Source organism: Croceimicrobium hydrocarbonivorans, assembly GCF_014524565.1.
In the GTDB taxonomy this organism is placed as follows: domain Bacteria; phylum Bacteroidota; class Bacteroidia; order Flavobacteriales; family Schleiferiaceae; genus Croceimicrobium; species Croceimicrobium hydrocarbonivorans.
This window is the reverse complement of the sequence record NZ_CP060139.1, coordinates 506,117-523,721: the sequence shown is the minus strand read 5'-3', so window position 1 is coordinate 523,721 and position 17,605 is coordinate 506,117. Positions and strand designations below refer to the sequence as shown.

General features: G+C 43.1%; 12 protein-coding genes. 6 read left to right on the top strand and 6 right to left on the bottom strand.

Annotated elements, in window-relative coordinates; genetic code table 11:
- The first annotated feature begins 9 nt into the window (after nucleotides 1-9).
- Together folP and cdaA are read left to right on the top strand one after the other, a co-directional pair.
- Nucleotides 10-873: a dihydropteroate synthase gene (gene folP / locus H4K34_RS02440; protein WP_246452177.1), complete on the top strand. Its 864-nt coding sequence runs from the start codon at nucleotides 10-12 to the stop codon at nucleotides 871-873.
- The gene (cdaA, locus tag H4K34_RS02435; protein ID WP_210759249.1) at nucleotides 874-1,641 is read left to right on the top strand and encodes a diadenylate cyclase CdaA; all 768 of its coding nucleotides are present in this window, start codon (nucleotides 874-876) and stop codon (nucleotides 1,639-1,641) included.
- Here cdaA and H4K34_RS02430 read toward each other — a convergent pair.
- The 6 genes from H4K34_RS02430 to H4K34_RS02405 form a co-directional block, all read right to left on the bottom strand.
- The gene (locus H4K34_RS02430) at nucleotides 1,638-3,101 is read right to left on the bottom strand and encodes a TolC family protein (protein ID WP_210759248.1); all 1,464 of its coding nucleotides are present in this window, start codon (nucleotides 3,099-3,101) and stop codon (nucleotides 1,638-1,640) included. The two genes, cdaA and H4K34_RS02430, sit on opposite strands and share 4 nt — an antisense overlap.
- Nucleotides 3,094-4,416, bottom strand: coding sequence for an ABC transporter permease (locus H4K34_RS02425; protein ID WP_210759247.1), 1,323 nt, complete (start codon nucleotides 4,414-4,416; stop codon nucleotides 3,094-3,096). The genes H4K34_RS02430 and H4K34_RS02425 overlap by 8 nt, the downstream gene beginning before the upstream one ends.
- Nucleotides 4,416-5,666, bottom strand: a complete 1,251-nt coding sequence (locus H4K34_RS02420) for an efflux RND transporter periplasmic adaptor subunit (protein WP_210759246.1) — start codon at nucleotides 5,664-5,666, stop codon at nucleotides 4,416-4,418. The genes H4K34_RS02425 and H4K34_RS02420 overlap by 1 nt, the downstream gene beginning before the upstream one ends.
- Nucleotides 5,667-5,780: 114 nt before the next feature.
- Nucleotides 5,781-6,497 (bottom strand): M15 family metallopeptidase, encoded by a 717-nt coding sequence (locus H4K34_RS02415; protein ID WP_210759245.1) that lies wholly within the window; start codon nucleotides 6,495-6,497, stop codon nucleotides 5,781-5,783.
- Entirely contained in the window at nucleotides 6,498-8,717 is a 2,220-nt protein-coding gene (locus H4K34_RS02410; protein WP_210759244.1) for an NADP-dependent isocitrate dehydrogenase, read from the bottom strand.
- 212 nt (nucleotides 8,718-8,929) lie between these two features.
- On the bottom strand, nucleotides 8,930-10,750 hold the full coding sequence (locus H4K34_RS02405; protein ID WP_210759243.1) for a DNA polymerase III subunit gamma/tau: 1,821 nt from the start codon (nucleotides 10,748-10,750) through the stop codon (nucleotides 8,930-8,932).
- 250 nt (nucleotides 10,751-11,000) lie between these two features.
- On the opposite strand from H4K34_RS02405, the gene rpsF reads away from it, so the two are divergent.
- From rpsF to H4K34_RS02385, 4 genes are all read left to right on the top strand, one after another.
- Nucleotides 11,001-11,336, top strand: coding sequence for a 30S ribosomal protein S6 (gene rpsF, locus H4K34_RS02400; protein WP_210759242.1), 336 nt, complete (start codon nucleotides 11,001-11,003; stop codon nucleotides 11,334-11,336).
- Between the two features lie 12 nt (nucleotides 11,337-11,348).
- The gene (gene rpsR / locus H4K34_RS02395) at nucleotides 11,349-11,636 is read left to right on the top strand and encodes a 30S ribosomal protein S18 (protein WP_210759241.1); all 288 of its coding nucleotides are present in this window, start codon (nucleotides 11,349-11,351) and stop codon (nucleotides 11,634-11,636) included.
- A 9-nt stretch (nucleotides 11,637-11,645) separates the two neighbouring features.
- Nucleotides 11,646-12,098 (top strand): 50S ribosomal protein L9, encoded by a 453-nt coding sequence (gene rplI / locus H4K34_RS02390; protein WP_210759240.1) that lies wholly within the window; start codon nucleotides 11,646-11,648, stop codon nucleotides 12,096-12,098.
- A 561-nt stretch (nucleotides 12,099-12,659) separates the two neighbouring features.
- On the top strand, nucleotides 12,660-17,540 hold the full coding sequence (locus H4K34_RS02385; protein WP_210759239.1) for a PKD domain-containing protein: 4,881 nt from the start codon (nucleotides 12,660-12,662) through the stop codon (nucleotides 17,538-17,540).
- Nucleotides 17,541-17,605: the final 65 nt, after the last annotated feature.

Below are 17,605 nucleotides of genomic sequence, written 5' to 3'. Positions count from 1 at the left end.
AGCGGAAAGGTGGCGAAAGATAAGGCATTTTACCAGAAGGGAAGTCTCAATTTAAGAGGCAAAATCTACTCATTGGATCAGGCTATGATCATGGGTATTTTAAATATAAATCCAGACTCTTTCTTTGATGGCGGGGCTTATACCAGCGTAGAGAAGGCTCTGAGTCAAGCTCGAAAAATGCAGGCTGAAGGAGCGGATATCATTGATTTGGGGCCGGCCAGTTCCAAGCCAGGATCCGCTTTAATTGAGCCGGAAAAAGAATGGCAAATTTTGGCTCCGGTAATCCAAGCCTTAAGAAGCGATATGCCAGAAATGCCTCTTTCGGTGGATACCTATAATGCTAAAACCGCGGAACGTTCCTTTGCGAATGGAGTTGCTCTGATAAATGATATTTCGGGAGGACTAATCGATCCGGCAATGATACCTTTCATCGGCGAAAGCCAAGCGCCTTATGTGATGATGCATATGCAGGGCTTGCCAGAAACGATGCAGCAGAATCCCCGGTATGAGAATGTGGTAAAGGAAGTCGCCCGTTTTTTTAGTGAACAGTTGGAAAAGCTGGTGGCGGCAGGTGCTACGGATATCATTCTGGATCCCGGCTTTGGTTTCGGGAAAAGTCAGGTTGATAATTATAGGCTCTTTCAACATATCGACTACTTCAAACAGATATTTGAGCTCCCCCTTTTGGTGGGGATTAGTCGTAAATCCATGATTTATAAAAGTCTGGGTTTAAATGCGCAAGAAGCTTTAAATGCCACTACTGTAATGCATACTTTAGCCCTGCAGCAAGGGGCCGATATCCTTCGGGTACACGATGTGAAGGAAGCGGTGGAAGTGCGCAAAATCCTTAACTTGAACCAAAATTTCGCCTAAATGTCGTTTCTCGACTTCAGCTTCCTGGATCTTATCGACATCCTCCTGGTTGCTTTCTTACTCTATCAATTGTATCGCCTCATTAAAGACACGGTGGCCATAAATGTGTTGATTGGAGTAGCAGCTATCTATTTGGTGTGGAAATTAGTGCAGGCCCTGCAAATGGAATTGCTGAGTGAGATTTTAGGTCAGTTTATCGGAGTGGGAGTTATCGCTCTGGTAATTGTTTTTCAGCAGGAGATTCGACGCTTTTTATTGATGATTGGTTCTACCAACTTCACCCGTCGCAAAGCCCTTTTGCGCTTTTGGCGTATCCAAGGTGATGATGATACTTCCCTGATTGATTACAGCGATTTAATTAAAGCTTGTGGATCGATGGCCCGCAGTAAAATTGGGGCCTTGATTGTGATTGAAGGGGATTCTAAACTGGGTTTTTATGCTAGTACCGGTACTCCTATTGGCGCCCAAATTAGTGCCGGATTATTGGAAAGTATTTTTGCCAAGAACTCTCCATTGCATGATGGCGCAGTGATCGTGAGTGGCAGTAAGATTGTGGCAGCAGGTTGTATTTTGCCCTTAACGGAGAAAACCAATTTGCCTTCTCGTTTTGGTTTAAGGCACCGCGCCGCTTTAGGTATTTCTGAAAAGGCTAATGCTTTGGCTATCGTAGTTTCGGAAGAAACCGGTGAAATCAGTGTGGTTCGCAACGATCACTTTCAAAATAAGGTAAGCCTAGATGAATTGAAGCTCGCTCTAAGCGATGATTAATATTCAGCTTTGTAGCTAATTACCTGATCATTAACAAAATCGTACAAGCACAAACGACGTAAGGTGTAATAAGCCACCCAAAAACGTTGAAGCTCTTGCAGATAGCTTTGCTTGGCACCGTCTTTTTCACTCTGTGCAATATTGATATCGGTGATGCTAATTTTCCCGGTAAGGTAACGTTGACGGGCAACTTCATAGCGTTTTTGAGCTACGGTATCTGCTTTGGCCGCAATGTTTAATCGCTGGTATTGGGCATTAAACTGCATCACCTGCAGGAAGATTTCTTGTTCAAAATTTATTTCATCCTGCTCAATATTCACTTCCTGTAATTGGCGGTTGGCCTCAGCCCTGCGAATTTGGGAACGAGCTTGACCCCAATCAACAATAGGGATATTAATGCCAATAGAGATATTCTGCTGCTGGGCGTAGGGATTGGCATAAGCCGCATTATAATTATCCGCTTGGCGGTTTAAACCGAAATTGGCGCTGAGGTTAAAATTGTAATTGGTATTTCCTCGTGCTTGAGCTACAGACTGTTCCGCTTCCAAACGGCGGCGGCGGAAATCCAAAACCGCAGCACGATTCTTTCGGGCTTCTCCCAAGGCCTTATCCAAATTAACTTCCATTTGGGGCACTTCAGAAGGGATGCCTAATTCCAATTCTTCTTCGGAGGGGATGCCTAAATAGCGCTTCAATTCTTGGGCCGCCACCTCATAATTAAGTCGGGCATTGGTGAGTGAATTTTCAGCATTGAGCAAGTTTAGCTCGATCTGTAAAAGGTCGTTTTCAGCAATCTTTCCCAGATTATAACGCCCTTGTGAAATCTTATAAATGGTATCGTTGTTCTTAACGTTTTGCTCGGCAATACGCATGCTGATTTTAGAGGTTAGAGCAACGAAATACAATTGGGTGGTTTCATTGGCAATGTCTTCCAAATCCTCCGAGTAAGCCCGGCGCGAGGCTTCGTAGGCCAGAGGCTGAATTTTATTCTCCCATTTCAAGGAATTATAGAGAAACATCGGTTGGAAATAACTCACCGAAATAGGGGTGCTGAAATAGTTAATCCTTCGATCCGGACGGTATACATCGGTTCTTTGCAAACTGCTGATTAGCGATAAGCGACCACCGGTCCAAACGACATTTTGGTCGAGAGAGAGATTTCCGCTTAAAAACAATTGCTCGCGCTCGGGGAAGTCATAAGTTCCATCCGGTTGGGTTACCCGATCAATCGCACTGGAGTAATTGGGTAGGCTGCCACTTAAGTTTAGTTGAGGCAATAAGCTTGCTCTAAACTGACGGTAATTCCAATAGCGGTTTTCTGCGGTATTGATAGCCCGAAAATAGGAGGGCGATTGTTTTTGCGCTCTTAGGATTGCCCCTTTTAGGTCGAGCATTTGGCTTTGCGCCGATGCGCTTCCCATAATGAGGAAGGCCAGTATCAGGCGATACATTTTATTCATAGCGTAAAGATTCAACAGGGTTTTTCTCCGCAGCTTGGCGGGCAGGGGATAATCCGAATACCAATCCGGTAATGGAGGCTACGCCAAAGGAAATGATGATAGATATCGGGCTTACAATGGTTTCTATATCGGCAAATTCACTAATCACGTAGGAAGCCAAAACCCCTAAGATTACTCCGATTATACCACCACTTAGACTGATCAATAAGGCTTCAAAGAGGAATTGAGTTATAATGTCTTTTTTCTTAGCTCCAATTGCCAAGCGAGTACCAATCTCCTTGGTGCGCTCCAATACTGAGGCCAGCATAATATTCATAATGCCAATACCTCCCACTAAAAGGGAAATTCCAGCAATGGCACTCAATACCAGATTAAAGATGTCCTTGGTGCGTTGTTGTTGCTCCAGTAATTGTTGGGGAATGATAATCTCGAAATCGACCATTCCATTATGAGTTCTTTTCAAAAGTCTGCTGATCACATCCGCGCTGCTGGCTAAATACTCACTATTATCAATTTGCACTAAAAGGCGATCCAGTTGATTGTAATTATTGCTGGTGCTGGCTTTTTCTTCCTCCTCATCATCATCAAAGCGTCCACTCGATTCCCGCAGTTTAGCCCGATCGCGATAACGACTAAGCACTGTGTTAATAGGCGCGTAGATATCCATATTATAATCACGAATACCCAAATTTTCTTGAGCTTGGGTGGTGATGTTCAAGGTTTGAGAAACACCGATAATGGTAAGCCATTGGTTCCCCACCTTAATTTTATCGCCTAAGGGTCGCTTGCCGGGGAAGAGCTTTTTAGCCATGCCACTGCCAATAATACATACCGGTTCTTGCATTTCTAAATGCTCGGGGGAGAACATTTGCCCATAGCGCAGCGGAATATTTGATACCGGGAAAAAGCTGGGTTCAACACCAATCAATTTAGTGCTTCGACGTCGACCTCCGGAAATCACGGAAGTTTCAATAACAACCTCCGGACTAACCGCGGCGGCGGTGGGTAAAACCCGACTAATGCTGCGTGCGTCTTTAAGGTCTAGTCCTTTGGAAAATCGTTTAGGCTCTTTGGCTGATAAATCTTCTTCTATCTTCTCGTCCTTTTGCTCAACTATGGGTTTGATTTCGATATTATTCACCCCCACCAATTCTATCTGACGTAGAATTTCGGCCTGGGCTCCTTCGCCAATGGCCAGCATGGTAATTACCGCTGCCACCCCGAAAATAATTCCCAATGCGGTGAGGATAGAGCGCAGGGTATTGGCCAGAATGGCGTCGAGCGCGATATTTAAATTAGTGAGCAGTCGATCCATTAAGAATCACTTAAAGTCCGAATGCTATTATCACTGGCTGAAGCGGGCTCAGTGAGGTAGACTTCAACATCGGCTTCCAGGCCGGCTTCAATCACAGCAAATTCATCATTTCGCGAACCAATGCGTACTTCCTGCTTTTCGATGGAAGCCCCATCTTTCATGTATACAAAGGTGATATCATCTTCACTGAAAATGGCTTCCAATGGAACTTGAACTACCGATTCTAATGTTTTGGTGATGATAGCATTGGAGGTAGTCATACCCGGACGGTAGGTGCTATCTGCCTCATTTACTTCGATAATAATTTCGAATACCTTACTTTCAGAGTTTTCGCGATCTACACCTACATTGGCCACTTCGGTAACCGTTCCACTGAGCTTTACATCCGGAAAAGCATCTAGGCCAATTTCAACTTCCTGGCCCGTTTTTACTTTGCGGATATCCACCTCATTAATATAGGTTTTGCTCTCCATTTGGCTGAGGTCGGGGAGGGTAGCCACACCCGGATCCCAAGGTGAAATAGTTGATCCTGTTTTACGCTTTTCGCCGCTCCATTCGCGGATGTAGATTACCATTCCAGGTTTAGGGGCGGTAATTACGAATTCCTTTTCCAGTTCTTGGAGGCTTTCATATTTATTGCGGGTTTGAGCCAAGGTGGCACCCGCTTCACGCATTTTAGCCCGACTTTGTTCCTTCTTAATCTTGTAGTTTTCTTTACTCTGCTGTAGGTTTTGCTCCAGTTTAATCAAATCCAGATTTAACCTTTGAATGGTTGCCGGGGGCTCAAATTCACTTTGTTCAATTTCCACCTTTTTCTGACGGATATCGAATTCCAGGCTTTCGATACCACTGCGTTCCTGGCGCAGTTCGAGGGTAGTGTCTAATTCAGTTTGGGTGTATTGGCTTTGCGCTTTTTCCAACTCATTGTACAGTTCACTAAGTCGGCCACTGAGTTCGGTTTTATCCAATTCAGCTACCATATCACCTTTTTCAACATAGGTGCCTTCTGCTACCAGGTCGGAGATTTTAATATTGTAAAGTCCAAAGCGACGTGCATTTTGGGGACCGCTGATATCTTCAGAATTCTTAGCCATCAGCTCACCGGAGCTGGTTACTACATCTTTAAATTCTCCCAGAAAGGATTTGGCGGTTATGTCTCGACTAATTTCTTCTTCACCACTTAAGGCCCAAAAAGAAAGGATTAACACCAGTACACCGGCACCAATCCATAGATTGCGGTTTTTCTTCAAGATAGTTCCACTTAGGTTTATACAGAGCGTTACGAAAGTAGGAAAATTGTGTGTGAATGCGACTTTCGGCGGGATTAGTCCAAATTTTCCTTAGAAGTTCGCTATATGGATAGCTTAATAGGGGGCTTTATCAGGCCAGGCGGCCACGCCCATCACGTAATTATTGATTACATCTAGCTTTTCAGCATAAGTGTCGCCCATGAAGCCTTTTAATTGAGAATAGTCAATTTCTAATCGATAGGCCCTTTGAATACGAGCGGCCGTAGGAAAATAAGACCAATGCCATTTTTCTTCGCGATAGCCTGCATCTCGATAAGGGTTAAAGCGGGTATAAGGTTGGTAAAAGCCAAAATCAGCAGCGTGGGCTTGAAGCCAGGCGTAAATTTGGGCACCTTCTCCGCTTTCGAAATAGCTATTTTCCAAAGCATTTAAATCGAGGTCGGTACCCCAATGATGTCGGCTGGTACCAGGCATGGAACTATATTGTAGAATGCGCTCCGCTCGATCAGACTCATCACCACCAAAGCTTAACCATTTCCGGTTCCAAATTCCTTTCTGATAGCTGCGATTGCGAGTAGCAGAAATAATTGTCAGGGAAATTCCATCCGCTTGGGCAGCAGCCCACATATCCTTAAAAGCATCATATACTTCCTCGCGGAGGTAGGATTCTTTATTGCAATATTTGGAGCGGACTTTGTCGAAATCGCGGTGCCTACTGGGATCGATATCACCCAGCAGGTCCGCTTTTTCAAATTGTGGAATTCGTAAAAAACTACTGTTCACCGTCCAGCTAAGGAGCAGGAACAGGAATATTTTGCCCTTTTGCTTCACCTAGCCAATAATGGCATTTAAGCTAGCACTAGGACGCATCGCATCGCTTACCAATTTCTCGGTAGGATGGAAATATCCAGCGATGTTAACTGCTTTGCCTTGTACTTCGGTTAATTCTTTGATAATCTGCGCTTCCTGCGCCTCTAATTTATCTGCAACCGGAGTAAAGATGGCTTTCAGCTCGGCATCTTTATCTTGATTGGCCAAAGCACGTGCCCAGTATTGCGCCAGGTAAAAATGACTACCACGGTTGTCAATTTCATTCACCTTACGGGAAGGGCCTTTATTATTGTTGAGGTAATGGGTATTAGCAACATCCAAAGCTTCAGCAATAACTTTAGCTTTAGGATTAGATCCTACTTCTGCTAAATGCTCTAAAGAAGCAGCCAAAGCGAGGAACTCACCCAATGAATCCCAACGAAGGTGATTTTCTTCTACAAATTGCTCCACATGTTTAGGGGCAGAACCACCGGCTCCGGTTTCAAATAAACCGCCACCATTCATTAAGGGAACAATGCTGAGCATTTTAGCACTGGTACCTACTTCCAAAATAGGGAAGAGGTCAGTAAGGTAATCGCGTAAAACATTACCAGTAACAGAAATGGTATCTAAACCATCCTTGGTACGTTGACAGCTATAACGAGTGGCTTCAGTTACACTCATAATGGGTAGTTCTAAGCCAGTAGTATCGTGATCTTTCAAATAGGTATTTACCTTTTTAATCAACTCACGGTCGTGGGCACGCTCTTCATCTAACCAGAATACCGCAGGGTTTCCAGTAGCACGAGCACGGTTAACAGCTAATTTCACCCAATCACGCACCGGGGCATCTTTAACCTGGCACATACGCCAAATATCACCGGCTTCAACTTCATGACTTAATAAGGTATTGCCATCGGCATCTACCACCATCATGGTTCCGGCTTGATCTAAAATAAAGGTCTTATCATGAGAACCGTATTCTTCAGCTTTCTGAGCCATTAAGCCCACATTGCTCACACTACCCATGGTAGTAGGATCGAAGGCACCATTTTCCTTGCAGAAGTTGATGGTTTCTTCATAAAGACGAGCATAGCTGCGATCTGGAATACAAGCTTTAGTATCCTGAGTTTCGTCTTGCTTGTTCCACATGCGGCCGGAAGTGCGAATCATCGCAGGCATAGAAGCATCGATAATCACATCGTTAGGCATATGAAGATTGGTGATACCACGATGAGAATTCACCATAGCTAGGTCGGGACCATTTGCATAGCAGGCCTCGATATCTGCTTCAATTGCTTTGCGCTCAGCTTCGGGCAAAGTGGCAATTTTATCCAGAATTGGTGTCATACCACTGCTGGGGCTAATGCCTAATTGAGCGAAGATTTCTTCATATTTTTCAAAAACAGGCTTGAAGAAGGCTTTCACGAAAAATCCGAAAATCACTGGATCCGAAACCTTCATCATAGTAGCTTTCATATGCACTGAAAAGAGAACGCCTTTGGCTTTAGCATCGGCAATTTCCTTATCGATAAATGCTTCCAAAGATTTAGCACTCATAAAGGAGGCGTCAATTACTTCGCCTTCTTGAAGGGCTAAGCCTGACTTCCATACTTTCTCAGAACCATCCGCTAATTTCTGAACGATTTTAACAGTGGTGGCAGCTGGCAGGGTAGTTGATTTTTCACTACCAAAGAAGTCACCTTCATCCATGCTGGCAACGTGGGAAAGCGAATCGGCAGACCAAGCACCCATGGAGTGGGGATGTTTGCGAGCAAATTCTTTAACGGCTTTGGGAGCACGACGATCGGAGTTTCCTTCGCGTAATACGGGGTTTACCGCACTACCTTTTACTTTGTCGTAACGCGCTTGAATATCACGCTCTTCATCGGTATTTGCTTGATCCGGATAATCAGGAATGGCATAGCCTTGCTCCTGTAATTCTTTGATGGCCGCTTTAAGCTGAGGTAAAGAAGCACTGATATTCGGCAATTTGATGATATTGGCTTCTGGAGTTTTGGCAATGGCACCTAATTCTGCCAGGGTATCCGAAATTTTTTGCTCTTCACTTAAGTATTCTGGAACCACGGCTAAGATCCTTGCTGCAAGTGAAATATCTCTGGTTTCCACCTCAATACCCGCAGGTTGGGTAAAGCTTTGTACAATGGGTAAAAAGGAGCGGGTGGCTAGGGCCGGAGCCTCATCGGTGAGGGTGTAGAGGATCTTGTGTGGATTACTCATATAATTGAATTTATATCTTAATGTTTGATATTAAGCGAGTTAGAACTTGGTGGTTGAGAATACAACTAGCTCAAATTCTTAAGGGCCACAAAAATAGGAAATTGGAGATCATTTAAGACCTGTAATGACTGTATACTGCGCTAATTTAGAATAGTTTTTAGGCAGAAATTTTGGGTCTGGCTTGTAATGCTTGACTGTGGTGAGATTTGGAATTATTCAATATCCAATCCTAAATCTTCACGCAACTTAGCGAGGTGAGGATTTTTCTCGAGCAGGTATTGATATTTCTCAGGGGCGGAATAGGGATCTAGTTTTTGACTGCCTTTTTCAATCCTTAAACTAAAGAATAAACCAAAGTTTTGAAGCTTCTCCCGACAATGGTAGAGCAGGTCTCTTTTTATTTCCTGGAATTTTTGAGCCTGAATATTATTGTCCAGAGTTACCTCCACTTCAAAGTTATCCTTGATTTTCAGCTCTTTTTCAGCTAAGGTGGCCACCACTACCTTTTGACCTTCGGCCCGTACTTTTTCTACAAAGGCATTCCATACTTGCTGTAGCTGCTCCTGATTAAATGCTTGTTGTGGTTTGCCATCAACGGGACGATCCAGATCTTCTTCTTCCTCTTCCTCATTTTGCTGTTGATCCGGCCCTTCGCCTTTTAAAGCTTGAGAAATGGAGAAGGAGGAGCCTCTTTTTTTCTGAAGTTTATTAGGTCTTGCAGGAGCAGGTTCTGGAGTCGACGGCTCAGGGTTTACAATGGCTTTTGGAGTTTCTGGCGCTGGATCAGAAGGTGGGCTGGCGATTTTATTATCCAGTGGTCTGGAGGGCTCTTCCGACTGAGGAACTGGCATGTCGGGTGCTGGAGCAGCTTTTTGAACTTCAATAGGTTTTGAAGGAGCAGGCTCTGGCCGCGGGACTGCTTGGCTGCTTAAATCAGGCTTTTTTTTTTCACCGCCTGCTGCGGTGTGGGCTTCGGCTTTATGCCAGATTTGCATAATATCCATTAAAGCCAATTCCACTAATAAGCGACTGTTATTGCTGTTTTTGTAGCGGACATCGGCTTCAGCTAGCACTTTAAGGGCCGCTAATAAAAAGCGACTGTTTACTTCTTGTGCTTGTTGTTGATAGCGCTGCTGCACTTCGGCCCCCACTTCTAAAAGGGAGAAGGTTGCGGGATCCTGGCAAACCAGTAAATCACGACAATGAGAAGCTAAGCCATTAATATAGAGGTGACCATCAAAACCATTTTCGAGAATCTCATTAAAGAGATTCAATAAACCCGCTTGATTTCCGGCCCGAACCAAATCGATTGTGCGGAAGTAATAATCATAATCAAGGATGCGCAGGTTTTCGATTACATCCTGATAGCTCACATGCTCACCAGAGAAGGATACGATGCGATCAAAAATGGAAAGAGCATCTCGCAGGGCGCCGTCGGCTTTTTGGGCGATAATCCGCAAAGCTGAATCATCGGCAGTAACCCCTTCTTTAGCGGCTACATTTTGCAAATGAGCGGCGATATCTTCTACCGAAATTCGCTTGAAGTCATAAATCTGACAACGGCTGAGAATGGTAGGGATAATTTTATGCTTTTCGGTGGTAGCTAGGATAAAGATGGCATGCTTGGGGGGTTCTTCCAAGGTCTTCAGAAAAGCATTGAAGGCCTGTTGAGAGAGCATGTGCACCTCATCGATAATGTACACCTTATAGCGACCAACCTGAGGAGCAAAGCGTACCTGATCAATTAGGTTACGAATGTCATCTACCGAGTTATTGGAGGCAGCATCGAGTTCGAAGATATTAAAGGAGAAATCTTGATCAGCCGTCGTTTCCGCATCGGAATTAATCATTCGAGCCAGAATCCGCGCCGAGGTTGTTTTTCCTACACCACGAGGACCGGTGAATAATAAGGCTTGAGCCAGATGATTACTTTCAATCGCTTTATGCAAAGTATTGGTCACATGGGACTGGCCCACCACCTCCTCAAAAGCCTGAGGGCGGTATTTTCGTGCCGATACAATGTAATTCTCCATAGGGGGCAAAGATAGCAGCTTGAAGATTTTGGTTGCAACTTGGATTCAGATTTCTTCTCGGATTGTGATCAAGGCTGGACAGAGCTTAGATTTGCATCATTATATAGGGTCGGGAAAACCAATTTCCGCTGAGCAGAATTAGCATCTATAATTAATTTGAGCTTAGTTCCTAATATTTACCTCCTTTTCCTTACTTTTGCCGTCCTTTTTAACGAAGGTTTTAAAGGTTTAATTTTTAATTGTTTAACAGATGAATCAATACGAATCCGTTTTCATCATGCATCCCGTCTTATCTGAAGAACAGGTAAGGGAAACGGTAGAAAAATTCAAAGGCTTTATTGAAGCCAAGGGTGGTAAGGTCCTGCACCTAGAAAACTGGGGCCTTAAGAAACTCGCTTATCCAATTCAGAGCAAGCGCAGTGGTTTCTACCATTTGATGGAATTCCAAGCTGAGGGTGAAATTATCACTCCACTTGAAGTAGAGATGAAACGTGATGAACGCATTATCCGTTTTTTGAATGTTAGAATGGACAAGCACCATGTGGATTATGCCAAGGTGCGTCGTCAGAAATTGCAAAACGCTTAAAAGATTTAGATCATGGCAGAATTGGATACCGGATCAAACCAATCCGAAATTCGTTACTTACAACCCCTGAAAATTGATACTGGCAAGCGCGAAAAGTTTTGTCGTTTCCGTCGTTACGGTATCAAATACGTGGATTATAAGGATCCCGATTTCCTCGCTCAGTTTTTGAATGAGCAAGGTAAAATCCTTCCTCGTCGTATTACCGGTACTTCTTTGAAGTATCAGCGTAAAGTTTCTACCGCTATTAAGCGTGCCCGTCACTTGGCCATCTTGCCATACGTTACCGATAACCTTAAATAAGCCGGAACCATGGATGTAATTCTGAAACAAGACGTAGAGCATTTAGGTTATAAAGACGATGTAGTAACTGTGAAAAACGGTTACGGTCGTAATTTCCTAATTCCTCAAGGATATGCCGAATTAGCTACTCCATCTGCAAAGAAGGTTTTAGCTGAGAACATTAAGCAGCGCATGCACAAAGAAGCTAAGGCTATCGAAGATGCGAAGAAAACTGCTGAAGGCCTGAACGGCTTAGAGATCAAAATGATCGCTAAAGTTGGTAAGGGTAACAAATTGTTCGGTTCCTTGAACAATGCAGACCTGGCTGATGAATTGGCTAAAAATGGTCATAGCATCGATCGTAAATACATTCAAATCCAAGGTGGTACTGTTAAGGCTACCGGTCCTTATATTGCACACATCCGTTTGCATCGTGAGGTGAATGTAGAATTCAACTTCGAAGTTGTAGCTGAACAAGCTTAAGATATAGATTCGAACTTCATATTTGACCCCGATTTCCACTTGGAAGTCGGGGTTTTTCTTTGTTCATACTTGCTTAAATGGGAGCTGATCAGCAAACTGATTCCCTATGCACCGGAAATTATTACGGAAAATCGCCACTTTTTTTAATTTATTCCTATTACGATATCAGTAATTCATCACGTCTCATTGTAAACTAAATGTTAAGGAGGGCTAGGAGCTTAGTAATCAGTAAGCTAGATGGGTTTTTTACCTGAAGTTTATTATTGGCGATTTTTAATTGTTGTTATATTTCTGTGTTTAATGACTTTTTTAATTTCTCTAATGCCTTCAATTATTTGGATTAAGCAAAATCTCTAAGGCACTCAATTTCAGGAAAGGTGAGTTTGAAATGCTGATTTGTTGGTGTGAAATTCAAAAAGGTTGGGTAAATCGACAATAGAGCAAGAAATGACAAATTCAAGTTATTCTTGAAAAAGCGCGGTTTAATTCCTTTTGATCCTTGGTTTTTATTGTGTTAGTTTACCAATTACTAACCCTTATTTACTAACCAAGAATCCTAAGATGAAGAACAAACTACGTTTGGTCTGGGCCTTTTTATTTTTTACGCCTGGATTGATTTGGTCGCAACAAGCGGCTAATTATTCGTTTTCGGTTTCTAGTTCCACTTATCAGGAACTAGGACCTTCAGCAAATTCCCTATCGGCAATTCTCGCTGATAACGCTAGTGCCGATGTACCCATCGGTTTCAATTTTACCTTTGAAGGTGTAAGCTACGATACTGTATCGGCTGCTTCAGATGGTTTCATTTCCTTTATTAAAGGTGCTGCCTCTACCTCCGGAAATGATTTGGATAATGGCTCTTCTTCCCGAAGACCATTAGTAGCGCCATTATGGGATGATCATGATGGAAAGGCAAGTACATCTGCCGCATTATATGAAACCACGGGTTCCGCTCCTAATCGGGTTTTTACCTTTGAATGGAGAGATTGGGAGTGGAGCTGGAATGCATCCGATTCTGTTGTTTCCTTTCAAGTAAAGTTATATGAATCAACTAATGTGGTTGAATTTCATTATCGTTGGGAATGTGACTCTTGTATCACCGGACCAGATGCCTCAATCGGGCTTTCAGGAGCCAGCAGCTTTTTATCCGTATATGATGTAGGTACTGCAAATCCAAAAGTTTCAAATTCTAGCGAGTATGCCAGTTTAGATACTGTGGTAACAGATGAAGTTTATAGCTTTACTCCTCCAGCTTGCCCGTCTCCTGTTTTAGATTCTATTCATAACATTACAACCGCTGGTTTTGATGTTTATTGGAGTGGTGTTACCGGCGATGATGTAATTATCAATTGGGGACCTGCAGGTTTTAATCAAGCTACGTCAACAGCACAGAATTTAGACACCTCTAATACTGGTATGTACGGTATTAGCGGTTTAACAGCTGGTGCACTTTACGATGTTTATTTACGTCGTATTTGCAGTGGTGGTAATAGTCAATGGCTTGGTCCAATAAAAGTGCAATTACCCTGTTTAGCACAATCATTACCATATTCAGAGGACTTTAACGGCAGTTTAGGTTGCTTTACCGTAGCAGATAGTGCGGGTAGCGCTGATACTTGGACCTGGACCGCAGACTACTCTGGTAGTGATTTGGATGGAAATCCAGGATTTGCCTTTGTTAATAGCGATGGTGCAGGTAGTACATCAATGGATGAATATCTTATTTCTCCGGTTATTGATGCTTCTGCAATTACAGGAAGCTTAATATTAGAATTTGATCAATACTACCTTTGGTACAGTAGTGATAATGGATATGTAGAAGTTTATGATGGAACCAATTGGGTAACCGTTTTATCTCAAAATTCTACGATTGGGGCCTGGTCCAATCCTAACCACCAACGTATCGATTTAACTTCTTACGCCAATGCCAATCTGCAAGTTCGATTCCATTATACCGCCTATTATGATTGGTACTGGGCAGTTGATAATTTTTCCATTCAAGAGGAGCTTTGCAACACTAGTTCAAATCTTGGTCTAATTGCAGCTTATTCAGATAGTATCACTATCAATTGGGATGCAGGTCAAGGTACCAGCTTTGGCATTGAATATGGTCCAGCAGGATTTAGCCCCGGAAGTGGAACATTTGCTAGCACTACCGATACTTTCTATACTGCTACTGGATTAAACACCAATTCTCCGTATGAGTTTTATCTAACCGATACCTGTGCCGGTGGTTCTTTTAGTCAAACTATTGGACCATTTGCTGCAAATACTACCTGTACTTCCGCTTCTTTACCCTATATAGAGGACTTTGAAGTTTGGCCCTTAAGCTGCTGGGATTCAACAGCAAGTGCAGGTTTCAATTGGGAGCCATCAGGATCTAGTCCAGATCGTTACGCTTATGCTAACTTCTATTGGAATTCTACCGGTAGGGCTGTTATCAGCTCCCGTCCAATTAATATTAGTCAGGATGCTCAAGTGCGATTCTATTGGTCTCATAGTTATGATTCTTTCTATCCTGATGACCAGCTTTTAGTGCGTGCATTAAGCTTAAACGGATCAGGAGTTTGGGATACTATATTAAACTTGAAGGGTTCGACTTTTGATGATCCAACTGCTGGTGGTACTACTGCAGGTAACTTTATTGAGGAAATTCTTCTTTTAGATCCTGCTGTATATACAGGAAATGATGTGGTAATCGAAATTCAAGGTATTACTGATTTTGGCCCCGACCTATTCATTAATGACTTCAATGTTGAAGCGGTACCTCCTTGTCCTCAAGTACAAAACCTACGTGATAGTGCTACTACTGCCTGGGAAAGTATTTTGAAGTGGGATGATGTATCAGGAAACGGTAGCTCTTATCAAGTTTGGTTTGGCCCTCAAGGTTTTTACCAGGGAACGCAAACTACCGCAGGATCTCAAGTTATACTAAGCTCAGACACCTTATTGGTTGATACTTTAAGCGGATTGAGCTGCTATGAATATTTAGTACGATCCATTTGTGGTCCTGGTGACTCAAGTGTTTGGACTGGACCCTACTCATTCTGTACTCCACCCACTTGTCCTGATCCATCCGCTTTGAATGCGTCTAATAGTCAATTAAGCCAAGTAGATTTAGATTGGACCGGTGGTGGTGCCAGCAACTTTAATTTAGCGATTGGTGCTCCTGGCTTTAGCCCAGCCCCAAGTAATATTGTGAATGTTAGCACCAACTCCTATACAGCTACTAGTCTTAATGCAGGAACAACCTATGAGGCCTACGTTCGAGATAGTTGTGGATTAGGTGATGTAAGTGATTGGGTAGGACCTATTTCTTTCACTACCGCTTACAATACCAATTTCCTCGATAATTTCGATGCCTTCTCATTTAACAATGGTGGTTGGCAAGAGGCTGATGGTCAACTAAGCAGTACTACAAACTTTACCAGCACTTCATCCTCATGGGGCGCTGATGACTATGGTAATAATACCAGCAATAGCAGTAGTCAAAGAGTGAATATTTTTTATGATGGTCAGTACGAATGGTTAATCAGCCCAAGTATTTACTTGGATCCAGCTATCACCAACCTTCAAGTTGAATTTGATGCTGCGGTAACTGATTATGCAAGTACTGCTCAAGGCTATTTTGGTTCAGATGATTCCCTAGCCTTAGTTATTTCCACTGATAATGGTCTAAGTTGGTCTGATGCCAATATTATTTGGCTGAAAACAGCCAATGATACTATTGATAGCACGGGCGAGCACATTATCCTTCCCTTAAGCGGGTATTCTGGCTATGTGAAGTTTGGCTTCTATGCGGGATCTACCGTTGATGACCCTGAGGATACCGATTGGTTTATTGATAACTTCGAAGTACGTACCCCTCGTGCTTGTGCTAATCCAACAGGTTTAGCTGTAAATGGTATTTCTACCACTGGCGCCGTTGGGCATTGGACTCCTGGTAGTGCAGTAATCCTAAGTACAGATATAATTCTAACTACCGCAGGACAGTCTCCAGCAAATGGTACTGTCTTAAATCCGACAGCTGCTGATTCCATTATCTTCTCGAATCTCACTCCTTCTACCAGGTATTGTTTCTATATCGTAGAGGAATGTGCAAATGGTTTCTCAGATACTATCGGACCAGAATGCTTTACTACTCAATGTTTGCCTATGACCGCGCCTTACAGTCAAAACTTTGATTCGGCGCCTGCGCAAGATCCATTTGATGGTATTCCTTGTTGGACGGTAATTGGCCCTGGGGCAAGTGATATTGAATTAGTGGATGTACCAGACTTTGGTGTAGCCAATGCCCCTAGTGCTCCAAATGCCGTAGAGTTAAATGATGGTAATTTTACTGCCGGTGATACAGCGATTTTAGTAAGTCCAACCTTTAGTGATTTAGGTACAGGTTTAAATCGCATTTCTTTCGAAGTAGCTTTTGAAAGTACAGTTGAAAGCTTATTCGTAGGATTACTCGACAATCCTTATGATGCCGGAAGCTTACGAATCGTAGATACAATCACAACTACTACTGCCGGAGTATATCAATCTTATACTTATGATTTTAATGATCCTGCCTTAATTGGATCAGCGCAAAACATTGCATTGGTGCATGGCACCGACATCTATGAGGTGTATGTAGATAATTTTGTTTACGAGGCAATTACAGTTGCATGTCAGGTACCTACTGCCTTAAATGTTACAGCAACTGGCTGTGATACTTTATCAGTAGACTGGACCTCTAATAGCGGTGGATCTATCATCCAATACGGTCCTAGTGGATTTACACCTGGTCAGGGAAGCTTTACAGGCATCGTTACTTCACCATTCGATATTACTGGTTTACCATTAAATACCGAGTTCGATGTGTGGGTAGCTGATACTTGTGGTTCTGATACTAGTGCTTATGCTGGTCCATTTACCCTTAAGACTGATTCTGTAGGTCCTATTTGGGCGTCTTTCACCGCTCAGATTACTAATGTTACCATGACCAGTGCCGATGTGAGCTTTGATGCTTCTGCATCGACCAATGCAGTGTCTTACGACTGGACTTTCGACAATGGCTCTACAGGTACTGGTGTAAATACCAATACTAGTTATGCAGCTAATGGTACTTACAATGTAACCCTTACGGTTACCGACCGTTGTGGTGCTACTGATGATACTACTGTAGCAGTAGTAGTTCAGGGGATTTCTTTGGAAGAGGAGATGTTAAACTCTAAAATTGCAATCTATCCTAACCCTAACAAGGGTCAGTTTAATTTGGAGCTTCCAAATACTGGATCTTCATTTGATCTTACCGTGACTGATCTTGCTGGTAAAGTGATTTATGAGCAAGCTGAACTCCGCTCCGACAGCGAACATCAAATCAGCTTACCTTCTGTAGCGAAGGGAGTTTATATGGTGATTCTCCGTAGCGAAGGCAAGCGCATCAGTCGCCGCTTAATTATTGAATAAACAGAGATAGTTAATACGGGAAAGTCCCGGTTCTTCATTGAGCCGGGGCTTTTTTTATGCTTTTA